11 protein-coding genes and 2 pseudogenes are annotated in these 17,100 nt (G+C 63.3%); 9 read left to right on the top strand and 4 right to left on the bottom strand.

Translation table 11 applies throughout. The features are described from left to right. The first annotated feature begins 682 nt into the window (after positions 1–682). The 6 genes and pseudogenes from ACZYOF_RS17605 to ACZYOF_RS17580 form a co-directional block, all read left to right on the top strand. Positions 683–1,636 carry an ABC transporter permease gene (locus tag ACZYOF_RS17605; protein WP_463716551.1) on the top strand — a complete coding sequence of 318 codons (954 nt, stop codon included), beginning with the start codon at positions 683–685 and terminating at the stop codon, positions 1,634–1,636. Beyond that, entirely contained in the window at positions 1,633–2,532 is a 900-nt protein-coding gene (locus ACZYOF_RS17600; RefSeq protein WP_394568122.1) for an ABC transporter permease, read from the top strand. Before ACZYOF_RS17605 ends, ACZYOF_RS17600 begins: the two co-directional genes overlap by 4 nt. 41 nt (positions 2,533–2,573) lie before the next feature. Beyond that, entirely contained in the window at positions 2,574–4,280 is a 1,707-nt protein-coding gene (locus ACZYOF_RS17595) for an ABC transporter substrate-binding protein (RefSeq protein WP_463716550.1), read from the top strand. A 17-nt stretch (positions 4,281–4,297) separates the two neighbouring features. Continuing rightward, entirely contained in the window at positions 4,298–5,290 is a 993-nt protein-coding gene (locus tag ACZYOF_RS17590; protein ID WP_463716549.1) for an ABC transporter ATP-binding protein, read from the top strand. Continuing rightward, entirely contained in the window at positions 5,283–6,281 is a 999-nt protein-coding gene (locus ACZYOF_RS17585; RefSeq protein ID WP_463716548.1) for an ABC transporter ATP-binding protein, read from the top strand. Before ACZYOF_RS17590 ends, ACZYOF_RS17585 begins: the two co-directional genes overlap by 8 nt. After that, positions 6,281–7,111, top strand: a pseudogene (locus ACZYOF_RS17580) (TetR/AcrR family transcriptional regulator); the annotation flags it as partial. The gene ACZYOF_RS17585 and the pseudogene ACZYOF_RS17580, both read left to right, overlap by 1 nt. A 424-nt stretch (positions 7,112–7,535) precedes the next feature. Here the strand turns inward: ACZYOF_RS17580 and ACZYOF_RS17575 are convergent. The 4 genes and pseudogenes from ACZYOF_RS17575 to ACZYOF_RS17560 form a co-directional block, all read right to left on the bottom strand. After that, positions 7,536–8,471, bottom strand: a pseudogene (locus tag ACZYOF_RS17575) (sensor histidine kinase); the annotation flags it as partial. A gap of 427 nt (positions 8,472–8,898) precedes the next feature. Further along, the gene (locus tag ACZYOF_RS17570) at positions 8,899–9,591 is read right to left on the bottom strand and encodes a response regulator transcription factor (RefSeq protein WP_130578264.1); all 693 of its coding nucleotides are present in this window, start codon (positions 9,589–9,591) and stop codon (positions 8,899–8,901) included. A 201-nt stretch (positions 9,592–9,792) separates the two neighbouring features. Further along, complete coding sequence (locus tag ACZYOF_RS17565) at positions 9,793–10,371, bottom strand: hypothetical protein (protein ID WP_463716547.1); 579 nt, start codon at positions 10,369–10,371, stop codon at positions 9,793–9,795. A gap of 247 nt (positions 10,372–10,618) precedes the next feature. Beyond that, the gene (locus ACZYOF_RS17560; protein ID WP_282528298.1) at positions 10,619–12,940 is read right to left on the bottom strand and encodes a Tex family protein; all 2,322 of its coding nucleotides are present in this window, start codon (positions 12,938–12,940) and stop codon (positions 10,619–10,621) included. Positions 12,941–13,235: 295 nt separating this feature from the next. On the opposite strand from ACZYOF_RS17560, the gene ACZYOF_RS17555 reads away from it, so the two are divergent. The 3 genes from ACZYOF_RS17555 (at position 13,236) to ACZYOF_RS17545 (ending at position 17,100) form a co-directional block, all read left to right on the top strand. Further along, the gene (locus ACZYOF_RS17555; RefSeq protein WP_282528297.1) at positions 13,236–14,963 is read left to right on the top strand and encodes an ATP-dependent Clp protease adaptor ClpS; all 1,728 of its coding nucleotides are present in this window, start codon (positions 13,236–13,238) and stop codon (positions 14,961–14,963) included. Between the two features lie 28 nt (positions 14,964–14,991). Further along, positions 14,992–15,663 (top strand): alpha-ketoglutarate-dependent dioxygenase AlkB, encoded by a 672-nt coding sequence (locus tag ACZYOF_RS17550; RefSeq protein WP_349017008.1) that lies wholly within the window; start codon positions 14,992–14,994, stop codon positions 15,661–15,663. A 180-nt stretch (positions 15,664–15,843) separates the two neighbouring features. Beyond that, complete coding sequence (locus tag ACZYOF_RS17545; RefSeq protein WP_463716546.1) at positions 15,844–17,100, top strand: DUF763 domain-containing protein; 1,257 nt, start codon at positions 15,844–15,846, stop codon at positions 17,098–17,100.

Raw genomic sequence — 17,100 nt, 5'->3', positions numbered from 1 at the left:
ACGCCACCCCTCGGAGCCGCCGTCGCTCGCCAGCGCTGCGCTTGGGGCGAGCGAGCGACGGCGGCTCCGAGGGGATGGCTTGGCCGGACCCCATGACCGATTTTGCTGAACTTGACGCACAGAACTGGAGAACCTGCACCTCCCTTTCGGCAACCTCACCGCGGAGCGGCCTTGAGAGTCACCTCTCCCGCTTGCGGGAGAGGTCGGCGCGTAGCGCCGGGTGAGGGCTCTCTCCATTCGGGGAATCCCAATGCGGAGAAACCCTCACCCCAGCCCTCTCCCGCTTGCGGGAGAGGGAGCGCAGCGTTCATCGCGGATACGATTCGACCTCATCTCATCATGCTCCAGGAACTTTCTTCCGGCGCCCTGATCGTGACCCCACTGCGGCCACGAGCCGCACCTGCATTTTCAAAAACCGAGTATGGTAGCTGCCAGCGCGCTCGGAGGCAGTCGTCTCATCCACGAAGCTGTTGCAAGCGCGCTAAGCGGTGATACGATCCTAACAACAGTGAGGAAACGCCAGAAATTGCCGCGTTGCAACGCAAGTTGAGCGGCGAATTTCTCCTCACGAAAAATCGGCAGCAGACCGATTGCAAGAGGGAGGACTGCAAGGTGAAGCTAACGAACATTTTTTTCGAACTTCCGGAATGCTCGATGGCTGCTACCATCAGCGGGTAAGCCCTTGTACGGCTACATTGTGCGCCGGCTGCTGGCGCTGATCCCCACGCTGCTATTTGCCAGTCTGATCGTGTTCGCCACGGTACGGATGATTCCGGGCGACGCGATCGACATGATGCTGAGCCAGAACGATCTGGCGGCTGACAAGCTGAGCCGCGAACAGCTCGTTCATGCGCTCGGCCTCGACAAGCCTATGGCCGAACAATACCTGATCTGGATCGCCGGCATCTTGAAAGGCGATTTCGGCCGGTCGCTCTGGCAATCGACCCCGGTCCTCGAACTCGTCCTGCAGCGCCTGCCTGTCACCTTCGAGCTCGGCGTTATCGCGCTCGCGGTAGGCCTCGTGATCGCGCTTCCGATCGGCGTCTACTCCGCCGTTCGGCAGGACACGGTAGGCGATTTCGTCGCGCGCTCGTTTTCGATTCTCCTGCTGGCCGTGCCGAGCTTCTGGATGGGCACCATGGTGATGGTGTTCCCATCGATCTGGTGGGGCTGGTCGCCCGAAGTGAACTACGTGAAGTTCGCCGACGACCCGATCCAGAACCTCAAGCAGATGATCGTGCCGGCCTTGGTTCTCGGCGCGAGCCTGTCGGCTGTCACGATGCGCATGACGCGCACCATGATGCTGGAGGTGCTGCGCCAGGACTACATCCGCACCGCCCGCGCCAAGGGTCTCAACCAACGCCTCGTCATCATGCGCCACGCCTTGCGCAACGCCCTCATTCCCGTGATTACGCTCGTGGGCCTCCAGGCCCCCTTGCTGATCGGCGGCGCCATCATCATCGAGCAGATCTTCGTCATCCCCGGCATGGGGCTTCTCCTGCTCGAGGCGGTGAATCAGCGAGACTACCCGATCATCACCGGCGTGTTCCTGACGGTGGGACTCGCAGTGATGCTCATCAACCTCATGGTCGATCTCAGCTACGGCCTGCTCGATCCCCGGGTGAGGACCAGATGACGGCGATCGAACAGGCCAATCCCTCCGTCGGCCAGGAGAGCAGACGCAACCCGGCACTGCAGTTTCTGGGCCGCCTGTTCCGCGAGAAGCCGTTTGGTGCCGCGGCCGGGATCATCTTTCTGCTGTTCGTCTTTGCCGGCCTGTTCGCGGATGTGCTGGCGCCCTATGGCTTCAACGAGATCAATCCCATACAGCGGTTGAAGCCGCCGTCGTGGGCGCATCTCTTCGGCACCGACAATCTCGGCCGGGACCTGTTCTCGCGCTGCCTGTATGGCGCCCGCCTTTCGGTGATCATCGGTTTCTCGGCCGCGTTTCTTGCAACCGTGATCTCGGTGCTGATCGGCGCGCTGACAGGCTATCTCGGCGGCCGCTTCGATATGATCACGCAGCGGTTCGTCGATGCCTACATGTCCTTTCCCGAACTCGTGATCCTGATCGCCGTCGTCTCCGTGGTCGGTCCGGGCATGCCGCAGATCATCGGCGTGTTGAGCCTTGCCTTCGGCATCGCCGGCTCCCGCATCATACGCGGCGCCGTCGTCTCCGTGCGCGAGCACATGTATGTGCACGCCAGCCAGTCGATCGGTGCCTCCACCAGCCGTATCCTTTGGCGGCATATCCTGCCCAACATCATGCCGCCGATCATCGTGCTGTTCACGACCCGCGTCGGCGCCGTGATCCTCGTCGAATCCGGACTGTCGTTTCTCGGTCTTGGCGTTCCCCCGCCGGCGCCGACCTGGGGCGGACTGCTGTCGGGCAGCGGGCGAACGTACATGTTCCAGGGTCCATGGCTGGCCCTGGCGCCGGGGCTCTGCCTGACCATCGTCGTCTATGCCACCAACGTCTTTGGCGATGCCCTGCGCGACCTGCTCGACCCGCGCATGCGCGGATCGCGATAGCCGGCGGCCATACAAAACAAACAAAGAGGAGGGAGAGGAACATGGATCGGAAGACGACGTTCGGCGGTTTCGCGCGAGGTTTGGCCATCGCGGCCACGCTTGGCCTGGCGCAGTCGCCAGCCCTGGCGGATGAAAAGCCGCAAGCGGGCGGCACGCTCAACATCGGCATGGTCTATGTGACCCTGTCGCCCCTGTCGTGGGATCCCGCCGACTGGACCTGGAAATTCCAGCAGGACACCGGGCTGATGTACGAACAGCTCTTTGTCGGCGATCTTTCCAAGGCCAAGCGCAACGGCGGCAAATACAGCTTCGTGCCCGACGCCTGGCTGCCGAGCGACGCCATCAAGGGTGAACTCGCGGAAAGCTGGGAATGGAAGGAAAATCCACTCCGAGTCGAGGTCAAGCTCCGCAAGGGCGTCATGTTTCCCGAAAAGCCGGGCGTGATGGCCTCACGCGAACTCGTCGCCGACGACGTCGTGCAGAGCTACTACCGCCTCGACAAGAGCCCGAAGAAGGTCCCAACCTATTTCGATCATGTGCAGAAAGTCGAGGCGACCGACCCGCATACGGTCGTCTTTACCTTCAACAACTATCACGCCGAGTGGGATTACCGTTTCGGCTGGGGCTATTATTCCGGCATCGTGCCGAAGGAAGTGGTCGACGCCGGCGCCGGCAACTGGAAGAACGCCAACGGCACCGGCCCATTCATGCTGACCGACTATGTCCAGGGCAACGCCGTCACATTCTCGAAGAACCCTATCTACTGGGACAAGGAAAAGATCGGCGGCCAGGAGTACAAGCTGCCGTTCGTCGACAAGATCGTCTATCGCACCATAAAGGACGAGGCCACATACCTCACCGCGCTCCGCACTGCCAAGCTCGACCTTCTCGAATCGATCAGATGGACCGCCGTGGACGAATTGAAGAAGAGTGCGCCCCAATTGCAGTGGTCGCGTTCGCTCGGGACCGGCGGCACCTTCCTCGCCATGCGCGTCGACACCAAGCCGTTCGACGACATTCGTGTGCGACGCGCCCTGAACATGGCGGTCAACAAGAAGGAGATCGTGGCCTCCTACTATAATGGCAATGCCGAACTGTTCGCCTATCCCATGCATCCGGACTACATCGGCTATTACGAGCCGCTGGAGAGCATGCCCGACAGCGTGAAGGAGCTCTTCACCTACAATCCTGACAAGGCGAAGGCCTTGCTGAAGGAGGCCGGATACCCAAACGGCTTCTCCTTCAAGGTCCAGGTCTGCTCCTGCTCGCCGGATCACATGGATCTGCTGCCGCTGGTTGCGGCTTATCTAGAGAAAGTGGGCGTCAAGCTGGAGATCCAGCCGATGGAATATGGCGCCTTCCTCTCCGCCATGACGACGAAGACCAACGCCGCGGGCTATTTCATGCGCAACGGCCACACCAATCCCACGACGTCGATCCGCAAGAGCTTCGTCACCAAGCAGACCTGGAATCCGTCGCAATACTCCGATCCAGAGTTCGACAAGAAGATGAACGACGTCTACCTGGAGCGGGACGAGTCCAAGCGCCAGGAGATGATCAAGGCGTTGACGCGCGACATCGTGGACAAGGCCCCCTATATCTGGCTGCCCGTCGACTACTTCTATACGGCATGGTGGCCGTGGGTGAAGAACTATGGCGGCGAACTGCGTGTCGGCTCCGAGCGACCCGGTCCCATCCATGCTCGACTCTGGATCGATCAGGGCTTGAAGAAGAAGCTTGGTTATTAGGAACGGTGAGCCTTGCAATGACGACGGCAGCCAAACCTCTCCTTAGCGTACGCAACCTCGTGACCCGGTTCGGTCGCGGGCGGGGGGCGGTGACTGCCGTCGATGATGTCTCCTTCGATGTCGGCGTAGGCGAGACGGTGGCTGTTGTCGGCGAGTCCGGCTCAGGCAAGAGCGTGACCGCGCTGTCGATCCTGCGTCTGATCCCCTCGCCGCCCGGCCGGATCGAAAGCGGCGAGATCCTTTTCGAAGGCACCGATCTCACCAAGCTCTCCGAGCGCGAGATCATGGAGATACGCGGCAACCGCATCGCCATGATCTTCCAGGAGCCGATGAGCTCGCTCAATCCGGTGCTCACGGTGGGATTGCAGGTTGCCGAACCGATCAATGTCCATCGGCGCAAGCCCTGGGATGCGGCGCTCGGCACGGCCAAGCAACTGCTCGGACGGGTGCGGATGTCGGATGCGGAATCGCGGCTCCGCGCCTATCCGCATCAGTTCTCGGGCGGCATGCGCCAGCGTGCCATGATCGCGATGGCGCTGGCCTGCGAGCCACGGCTGATCATCGCTGACGAGCCGACCACGGCGCTGGACGTGACGGTTCAGGCGCAGATCCTCGATCTCCTGAAGGATCTCGCCCAAAGTTCCCATTGCTCGCTGATCCTGATCACGCACGACCTCGGAGTGGTCGCACGATATGCGGACCGCGTCGTCGTGATGTATGCGGGGCGCGTGGTGGAACAGGCGCCGGCGCGCGAGCTTTATGCCAATCCCCGCCACCCCTATACGCGCGGCCTGATGGCGTCGGTGCCGCGGCTCGACGGCGACACCAGCAAGCGCCTGGTGCCGATCGACGGACAGCCGCCCAACCTCGCCAGGCTGCCGACAGGATGCGCGTTCGCGCCGCGCTGCAGGCAGGCCACGGACCTTTGCCACCGGGAGCGGCCGGCACTGGCCGCGATAGCACCGCAACACCAGGCCGCCTGTTGGCTGGAGACACCTGCACATGTCTGAGGTCGATGTCCTCCTCCGCGTCGATGATCTGCAGGTGCACTTCCCCGTGCACAAGGGCGCGGTGTTCCGCAAGCAGGTGGCGACGGTAAAGGCCGTCGACGGCGTCTCCTTCCAGTTGAAACGCGGCGAGACGCTTGGCCTTGTCGGCGAGAGCGGTTGCGGAAAATCGACGACGGGCCTTGCAATCCTGCGGATGTTGGAGCCGTCCGGCGGGCGCATCGAGTTCGAAGGCCAGGACATTACCCATTTCGACAAGTCCAGCCTCCGTCCGCTGCGCCGGCGCATGCAGATGGTCTATCAGGATCCGTTCGGATCGCTCAATCCGCGCATGAAGGTCCGCGATATCATCGGCGAACCGCTCGAGGTTCATGGCCTCGCGAACGACAGGAAGGCATTTGATCAACGGATCGCGCAACTGATGCGGACCGTCGGCCTGCTGCCCGACATGGCCGACCGCTTCCCGCACGAATTCTCCGGCGGTCAACGACAGCGGATCGGCATTGCGCGCGCGCTGGCGCTCGAGCCCGCGCTGATCATCTGCGATGAGCCGGTGTCCGCGCTTGATGTCTCGATCCAGGCCCAGGTCGTGAACGTCTTCGTCGAGCTGCAGCAGCGGCTCGGCATGGCCTATCTCTTCATCGCCCATGACCTTGCCGTGGTCCGCCACGTCAGTGACCGCATCGCCGTGATGTACCTTGGGCGGATCGTTGAAATCGCGGCACGGGACGAGATTTATCGCAAGCCGCTCCATCCTTATACCCAGGCACTGCTGGCGGCCGTGCCGGTCGCAGATCCCGTCGTCGAGGCCACCCGCAAACGCGTTCCGGTCTCGGGCGAGGTGCCGAGCGCCATGAATCCGCCGTCCGGCTGTCGCTTTCACACGCGCTGTCCGCTTGCGATGGATCGCTGTCGACACGAGGATCCTGCGCTGCGCGACCTCGGTGCCGGTCGGGCCGTCGCCTGCCACCTCCACGACATGGCCGCACAATAATGCCGTCCGAGAGGTCGACGCGGCGCAGTGATCCGGCTCGGTACACGCAAAAATACCTGAAGCGGCGCGAGGCGATCATCGGAACATCGGCGCGCCTGTTCAACCGCGATGGCCTGAAGGGCGCGACCCTTGCCGAGATCGCAGCGGATGTCGGCCTCCTGACCCACAGCATCACCTACTACTATCGCCGCAAGGAAGACCTCGCGGCGGCATGTCTGCTCGCGGCGATAGAGACAACCAAAACCGTGGTCCTCGACGCGGCACGGGAGAGCCGGCCGGAAGACAGAATCCGCAGCTACGTATGCGGCTACGCCGATCTCTTGGCGGAGATCGCCACCGGCACGCGGGACGAGCTGGTGTTCTTCAACGATATCCGCGCACTGACCGGATCCCATGCACGTCGCGTGTTCGACGCCTACAACGATCTGTTCCGCAGCGTGCGCTCGCTGCTTCCCCGCAGCGAGTCGGCGGAAGATCGCCTGTCGCGAAATGCGAGAGCCCACCTCCTGCTGTCGCTCGTCAACATGATGCGGGCGTGGATCTCACGCTATGAGCCGTCCGACTATCGGCCGGCGGCTGAAAGGATGTCTGCGATCCTGATCGATGGCCTTGCTCGGTCCCCCAAATCCTGGCGGGAAGGCGGAGCGCCCGAGCTCGGTTGGCCGCGAGCTGCGACCGCACGGGACGTCGTTCCAGAGGCCTTTCTGCGCGCGGCCACCATGATGGTGAATGAACAGGGCTATCGCGGCGCATCGCTGGAAAGGATCGCGAGCAGCCTCAACCTGACCAAGGGATCGTTCTATCATCACTACACGAGCAAGGACGAATTGATCCTCGCCTGCTTCGAACGAACCTTTGACGTGGTCCGGAGAATGCAGTCGCTCGCCATCGAGCGCAGCCCATCCGGTTGGGCTCGCCTCTGCACGAGCGCGCGGGAGCTTGTCCGCTTTCAACTGTCCGATCAGGGACCCCTGCTGCGGATCACTGCCTGGGGTGCGCTCCCGCTCGGCCGGCGAAAGGATGCCCAGGCCGGGCTCAACCGCCTCACCGAGCGTTTCGGCAGGTTTATCGTGGAAGGAATGGAACAGGGCCAGGTGCGCACGCTCGACGCCTCCATTGCCGCGCAGCTCGTGTCGACGATGGTCAATGCAGCGTCCGAGTTGCAGCGATGGGCGCCTGGTATCACCCCGGAGACGGCGGTTCGGCTCTACGCCCGTCCGCTCTTCACTGGCCTGTTGTCGACAGACAATTCCGCTAACTCGCCGGCGCCGAGAACCAGAGCTTGAACTGAAGACCCGGTGAATGATCGAGCATCTCGATCCGGGCGCCATGAAGGTTGGCCACCGCGGCGACTAGGCTCAGTCCAAGGCCGTTTCCAGGCGTGTAGCGGCTCTGCTCGAGCCGGTAAAATCGCTTGAAGACATGGTCGCGTTCGCACTGGGGAATTCCGGGCCCGTCATCCGTGATCGCAATGACGGCCCCGTCATCGACATTTTCGCAGGCGACCACGATCTTGCCACCGGCGCGGCCGTGCTTGATGGCATTGTCCACGAGGTTGGCGATCGCATCGAACAGGAGATCGCGGTCGCCGGTCACCCGCACCTCGCGGTCGCCAGTTATGGAAAGATCGGTGCCATCGCGCTCCGCCGCGGCATCATAGAGCTCGACGACCTCGCTTGCGATCTCGACCAGGTTCACGTTGCGAAACGCGCCCTTGCGCACCTGGGTCTCGATATGCGCGATCCGCGTGATCGACGAAAACATCCCCAGGACAGCATCGAGGTCCGCGATCGTGTCGCCGATCAGCGCTTGATCGTTCTCGCCGATACGCCCGCCGTGAAAGGCCTTCTCCAGCCGTCCGCGCATCCGGGTGAGCGGCGTCCGCAGATCATGCGCGACATTGTCGCTCACCTGCTTGACGTCGCCCATCAAGGCCTCGATGCGATCGAGCATCAGGTTCAGGTTCTCCGCCACGCGATCCCATTCGTCATGACTGCCGCGCAGCGGAATTCGCTTGTCGAGGCCGCTTTGCATGATGGCCCGGCTGGTCGCGTTGATCTCTTCTATTCGTCCCACCGTTCGCTGCGTGACCAGGATGCTCGCCACCACCGCAATCACAAACATCAAGAAAATGATCGCAATTACCGCCGCCCAGATCTTGGCGGCAAAGCTGTCGAGGTCGCTGATATCAGTTCCCACCAGCAGGCGATCGCCGCCCGGCAGCGTTGCAGACATGGCGCGAAACCGCGATTGACTTGCTGCATCCGACGCACGAGGGGCATGAAACTCCGTCCATCCCTGCGCTGCCGTGGCCGGCGAAGGCCATTTGTCGAGATTGCCGGCGAGAACGGCCGATGCATGATCGACCAGGAGATACACGTGTTCTGCAGAACTGCTGCCAGCTATCCGATTTCGGATCAGCTCAATCAGTTCCCTGCGTCCTGATCGCTCGTAAGCGCCGAGCAAACTGGAATATTCGGCCATGATGGCCTGATCTGATCGGCTGCGCACGAAAGAGGCAGTAGACAGATAGACATAGATGAAGATGGCGGAGGCGATTACGCCAAAGGTCACGATCGCGGCCAGCGCCAGCTTGAAGGTCGTTGACCTCAGTGTATCAGCCAGGAGCACGGAGACAGTACCCCATGCCGCGGACGGTATGGATCAACGGATAGGCCTGCTGGTCGTCGACCTTGCGACGCACGCGTCCGACATAGACGTCGATGATATTGGTCGAGGGATCGAAGTGAAGATCCCACACGTGCTGCAGCAGCATCGCGCGGGAGACGACGCGGCCTTCGTTGCGGACCAGATACTCCAGAAGCTGAAATTCCCGCGGGAGCAGCGGAATGTCCTTGCCGCGGCGGTTGGCGGTGCGCGAGATCAGGTCGATGGCGAGATCGCCGACCCGCAGGATGGTGTCCTTGGCGATGGTTTCGCTGCGCCGGCCAAGCGCTTCCAGCCGCGCCAGCAATTCGACAAAGGAGAAAGGTTTGACCAGATAATCATCGCCGCCGGCGCGCAGGCCACGGACCCGATCATCGACCTCGCCGAGCGCGCTGATGATCAGGAAGGGAGCGGCGACGCCACCGTCGCGCAATTGACGCATGACCGCGAGGCCATCGATGTCGGGAAGCATGCGGTCGATCGTGATCAGGGCATGGTCGCGAGACGTGCCGCGGCGCAGGGCTTCGTTGCCACTCGCGGCCAGATCCACCTCGTAGCCGCTGCTCGTGAGTTGCTCGGCGAGTTGGCCGGCGGTTTCCGGGTCGTCCTCGACGACCAGAATGCGGCGATGACCTGCCGTCATGGTCTTCTTCCGAATGACTGGCCACGAACGCGCGGCGTTCCTGCAGACCAGGACGTCGCGCAACTGGCTTTGTCGGAGACGCTCATCGTACTCCGATGGTTGCGCGGGACGGCTCACATGAATGTGACGATTACCCAAGGCCACCCGGCGAGGCTTCGCCGGAAGGTACCCTGGCGCGATCATCACACCGTCGTTCGGCAGTCAGTAGTAACCGTCGTACCCGCAGACGTTGACCCACTGCAGTCCATATCCCGTCCACACTCTGGTCCAGCAGTCGTCGTAGTAGCCGGCGTAGGCGGCGTAGGCGAAGGGCACGCCGATGAACGCAAAGCGATTGAAGCGGTTGCGGAAGAAGCGGTTATGGAAGCCATGCCGGAAGGCTGCGCTTCGAAAGGCTGCGCCTCGAAAGGCAGGGCTCGCGAAGCGAGGCGCGAATGCAGCATTCGCGAACCGCGCACTGGCAAACCGCCCACCCACAAAACGCGGTCCTCCGCCTATGGCGGCAAAACGCGGTCCTCCGCCCATGCCGCCGAAACGCGGACCTCCGCCTATGGCATGCATCCCGCCTCCGAAGCCACCGCCGCGGAAGCCTCCGCCAAAGCCGCCGCCGTGAAAGCCGCCGCCCATGCCACCGCCGTGAAAGCCACCGCCCATGCCGCCGCCATGAAAGCCGCCACCGCCGCCGCCCCCGAAGCCTCCGCGAGCGAAGGCCGGCGATGCCAGCGCAAGCGCGGTCGTGAGCGCACCCGCGATAAGGGAATTGACGAGCTTGCTCTTCATCCCGATTCCTCCTGGTTGAATTGCAGCGACGCATCACGTCGCGACAAGAGAAGGATCAGGAGAGCCAAATCTTCCTTCGACTTCAACTGACAACGGTGACAGATTCTGACACGAAAGTTATCTTCCGTGCTTGATCCTGATAAAGGCGAGCGATGGCACGTCTCCCGTCCTGGACGGGAAGAGGTTTGGAGTGAGTGGCTGCGTCCGCGAGCACGATGAGAGATCAGCCCGCGGAGGCTGCCTCCGCTTAGCGCAACGGTTTGCCGTTCTTCTCGTTGGCGCGACGGAAGGCGTCGGCGAAGGCGTTGCCGGGCTGTTCTTGCTTGCGCGGGGCAGAGGACGTCATCGGCCCGCGAGCACCGTCGCGCGATGAGCCCTTCGAATCCTTCTTGCCGGTCTCGTCGTCGAGCCGCAGCGTCAGCGCGATGCGCTTGCGGGCGACTTCGACGTCCAGCACCTTCACCTTGACGATGTCGCCGGGTTTGACGACCTCGCGCGGATCCTTGATGAAGGTCCTGGACATCGCCGAGATGTGCACCAGCCCGTCCTGATGCACGCCAATATCGACGAAGGCGCCGAAGGCGGCGACATTGGTGACAGTGCCCTCGAGGATCATGCCGACCCGGAGGTCCTTGATCTCCTCGACGCCTTCCTTGAACACCGCAGCCTTGAACGCCGGACGGGGATCGCGGCCGGGCTTTTCCAGTTCGCGCAGGATGTCGGTGACCGTCGGAAGGCCAAAGGTCTCGTCGACGAACGATTGCGGCTTCAACTGGCGCACGATCTCGCTGTTGCCGATCAGCGCCTTGATGTCGCTCTTGGTCGCTGCGAGAATTCGGCGCACCACCGGATAGGCTTCGGGATGCACGCCGGACGTATCGAGCGGGTCCTCGCCATCATTGATGCGCAGGAAGCCGGCGCATTGCTCGAACGCCTTCGGCCCCAGCCGCGGCACCTCCTTCAGCGCCTTGCGCGACTTGAACGGGCCGTTCGAGTCGCGGTGCTGCACGATGCTTTGCGCTAAGCCGGGCCCGATGCCCGACACCCGCGACAGCAGCGGGACGGAGGCGGTGTTGACGTCGACGCCGACGGCGTTGACGCAGTCTTCCACCACGGCATCGAGCGAGCGCGCCAGCTTGCTTTCGCCGAGATCGTGCTGATACTGGCCGACGCCGATCGCCTTGGGATCGATCTTCACCAGCTCGGCGAGCGGATCCTGCAGGCGGCGGGCGATCGACACCGCGCCGCGCAGGGTGACGTCCAGCCCGGGCAGTTCCTCCGACGCATAGGCAGAGGCCGAATAAACGGAAGCGCCGGCCTCCGAGACGACGATCTTCGTCATCTTCAAGTCCGGCAGCCGCTTCACCAGTTCGGTGGCGAGCTTATCGGTCTCGCGCGAGGCCGTGCCGTTGCCGATCGCGATCAGGTTGACGCGATGCTGAATGGCGAGCTTACCGAGGATCGCGAGCGCCTCGTCCCATTGCCGCTGCGGCTCGTGCGGATAGACCGCTGTCGTCGCCAGCACCTTGCCGGTCGCATCGACGACGGCGACCTTGACGCCGGTGCGATAGCCGGGATCGAGCCCCATGGTGACACGCGCACCGGCGGGCGCCGCCAGCAAGAGGTCGCGCAGGTTGGAGGCGAACACCCGCACGCCTTCGGTTTCCGCCGCCGTCCACAGCCGCATGCGCAGGTCGATGTTGAGATGCACCTGGATCTTGGTGCGCCACGCCCAGCGCACGGTTTCGATCAGCCATTTGTCGCCGGGACGGCCGAGATCGGAAATGCCGAAACGTTTCATGATCTTCAATTCATAGGCACTCGGCACGCCGGCAACCGGCGGCTCTGCCTCCGGCTGCATCTGCAGGTCGAGAATCTCCTCCTTTTCGCCGCGGAACAGCGCCAGGATGCGGTGCGACGGCAGCTTGTGCAGCGGCTCGCTGAAGTCGAAATAGTCCTTGAACTTTTCGCCCTCGGTCTTCTTGCCCTTGCGCACGGCTGAGACCATGCGCGCATTCGTCCACACCTCCTCGCGCAGCGCGCCGATCAGATCGGCGTCCTCGTCGAAGCGCTCGACCAGGATCGCGCGCGCGCCTTCCAGCGCCGCGGCGGCATCGGCCACGCCCTTCTCCGCATCGACGAAACCTGCCGCCTGCGCTTTCGGATCATGCTGCGGCTGCGTCATCAACAGCTCGGACAAAGGTTCGAGCCCGGCCTCCTTGGCGATCTCGGCCTTGGTGCGACGTTTCGGCTTGTAGGGAAGATAGATGTCCTCCAGACGCGCCTTGTTGTCGGCGGCCATGATCTGCGCTTCGAGCGCGGCATCGAGCTTGCCCTGCTCGCGAATCGAATTGAGGATCGCGGTGCGGCGCTCCTCGAGCTCGCGCAGATAGGTGAGCCGTTCTTCCAGCGTGCGCAATTGCGCGTCATCGAGCGCGCCGGTCAATTCCTTGCGATAGCGGGCAATGAACGGCACCGTGGCGCCCCCGTCGAGCAACGTGACGGCCGCCTCGACCTGCTGTTCGCGCACGCCAAGCTCTTGCGCAATCTGCTGATGAATCTTTGCCACGCAATTCCCTCTGCACCACTTCGAAGCAACCGAACCACCGGTCGCGAGGACGCCGCTTATGGACCATGCCCGCCGATTTGATCAAGTCGCAGCGACAGGCAGTTCACAAGCGCGGCCCGCGCGAACGGCGAATCGGTATCGCGGTCTGTGCGCCGTCAATCTGCCGAAGATGTGTCGAATCGTCCTCCGGCAAAGCTCTCCGACATTTTCTAGTTTGGCCTGCTTGACGAAGGGCAGGTTTCGTGATGTTCTTTTTTTGTTCTTTCGATCTTAAGTTGCGTACAAGAGGTATTTCATGGACGACGGGTATACCGGCGCCGAATCGTTTCAGTTTGTCTTCCACAATGATGATGAGACGCCACGGGAGTTCGTCAGGGAGCTCTTGCGCGCCGTGTTCGGCAAGTCGGAACGGGAGGCGATCCTGTTCGCGGCCGAGATCGACCAGCAAGGCAATGCCACCTGCGGCCCTTATCCGTCCCGGGTCGCGGCGGCGCTTTGGAAAACCGCGCAACAGCGCATCAGCGCGGCCGGGCATCGTCTTCAGATTACCAGCGAGGCAGTAAGGACCAGCGGCCCATGCGATTTGTGCGGCGCGCCGCCGCCGGTGCAGGAGGTGCAGCTCGGCGACAAGATCGCCTGCCTCTGCAGCGATTGCCTGCTCGCGGCAAGGGATGCATCCGAAAAATTGCAGGGCGAAGAATTCAGATACACATACGTCGCGATTGATTGGCATTTTGCCGGCATTCCGCGCAACCAGCTCGTGACGCGGGCGCGCGGCTTTCCGGGTCATATGCGTGCGGACGTTCAAGTCGCGCTGGACCGATTGCTCGCCTCACCGATCCACTTCTTCGGCGTCCACGAAGAATATCGCTACGAGACGCTGACTTTTGCGGGATTGATGAATGACGGGCGCAATGCGCCGGTGATCGCTCCGCCGCAGTATTATGAAGTCGACGTCGGCGAGCCGGCGGCGGTGAAATGTCTTAACAACGGATTGTGGCTGTGCCGCGCTGGCGAGCTTCGCTACGCGGTGCTGCTATCAATTTATCGCGAATCCCGCAACGAGGACGCGATCCGGATCGAGATCGCGGTGCCGACCGGCGCAACCGGCGACACCTTCGTGCAGCGCTGTTTTTCGGAACTCGAGCAAGCGGTGCAGGCAGCACGCTCCTATCGCGGCAAGATTCTTTCGCTCGACGGCGGAGCCGAATATCGCGGACGCTCAAGGGGAGTAACGGTGCACCGGTTGCCGCCGATCGATCGCGAGGCCGTTATCCTGCCCGAACCGACCCTAAGACTGCTTGAGCGCAATGTTCTGAACTTTGTCGGTAGCCGCGACGCGCTGCGCCGACTGGGTCAGTCGACGCGCAAGGGCATCCTGCTCTATGGCCCGCCGGGCACCGGCAAAACTCACACCATCCGCTATCTCGCGACCAACCTGCCGGGACATACGACGCTGATCATCACCGCCGAACAGATCGGGCTGCTCGAAGCCTACATGAATCTGGCGCGGCTGCTGCAGCCGACGATGGTCGTCATCGAAGACGTAGACCTGATTGCCAGCGACCGCGAACTGATGGGCCCGTGCGAGGAATCGCTGCTCAACAAATTGCTCAACGAGATGGACGGGTTGAAGGAGGATGCCGACATCCTGTTCGTGCTCACCACCAATCGCCCCGAAGAGCTCGAAAGCGCGCTGGCCGGCCGGCCCGGCCGCATCGACCAAGCGATCGAGGTGCCGCTGCCGGATGCGATCGGCCGCGGCAAGCTCGTGCGGCTCTATGGCAAGAACCTGCCGCTTGAGGAGAGCACCGTCGATGAAGCGGTGCGGCGCACGGATGGCGTCAGCGCCGCCTTCATCAAGGAGCTGATGCGGCGCCTCGCACAGGCCAGCATCGCGCGCGACGGCGGCAAGTCGGTGATATCAGCCGACATCGACGAGGCGCTCGACGACATGCTGTTCGCCGGCGGCCGCCTCAATGTGAAATTGCTCGGCGGCGCGCAGGAGATGGCCGCGGAGTGACGCACGCGCGCGTGAAGGGCCGCCGCACCTGGTCCGGCGATGCGATCGACGGCCCCCTTCATGCCGCGCTGTTCCGCCCTATATTAAGGGCCGATCCTGCCATGCCGAGATAAGGACCGCCGGCCTGACCGAGCAGCTCGCCCTTTTTGCCGACAATTCCTCCGCGTTTTCAGCGCCGGAGGGACTGCGCTATGCCGCCGATTTCCTTTCGCCCGACATCGAGCGGGAACTGATCGCGCGCATCGCGGCGCTTCCGCTGCAGCCGTTCCAGTTCGGCCAATATCAGGGCAAGCGGCGGGTGGCCTCGTTCGGCTTCCGCTACGACTATACGGAGCGCCGGCTACGCGAGGCCGATTTCATCCCCGACTGGCTTGGCCCCGTGATCGGGCAGGTCGAGGCCTTTGGCGGATCAGGGACCGAGATCGCCCAGGCGCTCTGCACCGAATACGAGACCGGCGTCGGCATCGGCTGGCACCGCGACAAGCCGCAATTCGACCGGATCTTCGGCCTGTCGCTGGGATCGCCGTGCAAGTTCCGCTTCCGCCGCCCGGCCGGCGACAAGTGGGAGCGCTTCACCCTGGAGGCGCAACCCCGGTCGATCTACCTGCTCTCGGGTGAGGCCAGGCAAATCTGGGAGCATAGCATCCCCGCCGTCGAAGCACCCCGCTACTCCATCACCTTGCGCACGATGCGGGACTGAGCGGCGCACCAGTGCCGTAGCCCGGGTGAGCGTCAGCGTAACCCGGAGCCGCTCTCAACGCAGTCTTAAGAAGTCCCGGGTTGCGCTGCGCTCCACCCGGGCTACGAAACTCGGCGCGACCTCGCTCCTATGGCGCAGCAAGAACTGCTACACTCCGTCTGATTCCGCATCGGGACCCCCATGGCACGACGAACCGGCAGCGCCGATCTTCCGCTCCATAACGGGCGCGTGCCCGCGTGGCTGGGCCAGCGCATGTCCACGCTCGGCGCGATCATCACGCAGGCGATCGTCCACCATTACGGGCGCGAGGAGTTCCTGCAGCGTCTCGCCCATCCGTTCTGGTTCCAATCCTTCGGCGCGGTCATGGGGATGGACTGGCATTCTTCTGGAATCACCACGTCGGTGATCGGCGCGTTGAAGCGCGGGCTCCCGCCGCTGCAAGACGAGCTTGGCATCTATGTCTGCGGCGGCCGCGGCAGCAACTCGCGTCGCACGCCGGACGAATTGACCGCCCTCGGCGAACGTACCGGCTTCGATGGCGCGGCGCTGACACGCGCCAGCCGGCTGGTGGCCAAGGTCGACAGCGCCGCCGTCCAGGACGGCTTCGAGCTCTATCTGCACGGCTTCTTCGTCACCGAGGACGGCAAGTGGACCGTGGTGCAGCAAGGCATGAACGGCGACAAGCGGCAGGCGCGCCGCTATCACTGGCATTCCGAAAATCTGCGCAGCTTCGTCGACGAACCGCACAGCGCCATTGACGGTCCCACGCAGGGCGAGATCATCAACCTGACCGACCACCGCGCCGAACGCTCGCGCTCGGCACAGCTCGATCTGCTCGGCGCGCTCGGCCCCGACGGTATCGCACGCGAATATGCCGCGCTTTCGAAGCAGCCCGATCCGCAGCCGGAGCTGCCGCATCTGATCATGCCCGCGCATCACGACGTGCGCGCCAGCGACGTGTTCACGCGCCGCTTGCACGGCACGCTGGCGGCAGCCGCCGAATGCGGCCCGCGCGATTTTCCCGAACTGCTGCTGACATCAGGCGTCGGCGCGCGCACCGTGCAGTCGCTCGCGATGGTCGCCGAAGTCGTCCATGGCGCGCCCTACCGGTTCAAGGATCCCGCGCGGTTCTCGCTCGCCCATGGCGGCAAGGACCGCCATCCCTATCCGGTGCCGATCAAGGTCTACGACGAAACCATCCGCGTGCTGAAATCGGCCGTGCAGCAGGCGAGCCTCGGCCGCGACGAAGAGATACAGGCGCTAAAGCGCCTCGACAATCAGGCGCGCCTCTTGGAGCGAACCGCAACCGGCCCATCCTTCGATGCGTTCGTCGCGCAGGAAGGCAACCGATCGCCCGCGCTCGGCGGCCGCTCCGTGTTCGGATGGGAGGCGGATATCGCTGGCAGCAAGCGCGCGACATCGGACAAATCGAAGTAG

The organism is Bradyrhizobium sp. LeoA1Lang (assembly GCF_055413685.1).
Note: the sequence above shows the minus strand (reverse complement) of the source record. Positions and strands in the feature narration are given on the sequence as shown.

Excerpts from the sequence above, each read along its gene's own strand:
- ACZYOF_RS17600 (WP_394568122.1), top strand. The coding sequence starts at position 1,633 with ATGACGGCGATCGAACAGGCCAATCCCTCCGTCGGCCAGGAGAGCAGA.
- ACZYOF_RS17595 (WP_463716550.1), top strand. The coding sequence starts at position 2,574 with ATGGATCGGAAGACGACGTTCGGCGGTTTCGCGCGAGGTTTGGCCATC.
- ACZYOF_RS17590 (WP_463716549.1), top strand. The coding sequence starts at position 4,298 with ATGACGACGGCAGCCAAACCTCTCCTTAGCGTACGCAACCTCGTGACC.
- ACZYOF_RS17585 (WP_463716548.1), top strand. The coding sequence starts at position 5,283 with ATGTCTGAGGTCGATGTCCTCCTCCGCGTCGATGATCTGCAGGTGCAC.
- ACZYOF_RS17570 (WP_130578264.1), bottom strand. The coding sequence starts at position 9,591 with ATGACGGCAGGTCATCGCCGCATTCTGGTCGTCGAGGACGACCCGGAA.
- ACZYOF_RS17565 (WP_463716547.1), bottom strand. The coding sequence starts at position 10,371 with ATGAAGAGCAAGCTCGTCAATTCCCTTATCGCGGGTGCGCTCACGACC.
- ACZYOF_RS17555 (WP_282528297.1), top strand. The coding sequence starts at position 13,236 with ATGGACGACGGGTATACCGGCGCCGAATCGTTTCAGTTTGTCTTCCAC.
- ACZYOF_RS17545 (WP_463716546.1), top strand. The coding sequence starts at position 15,844 with ATGGCACGACGAACCGGCAGCGCCGATCTTCCGCTCCATAACGGGCGC.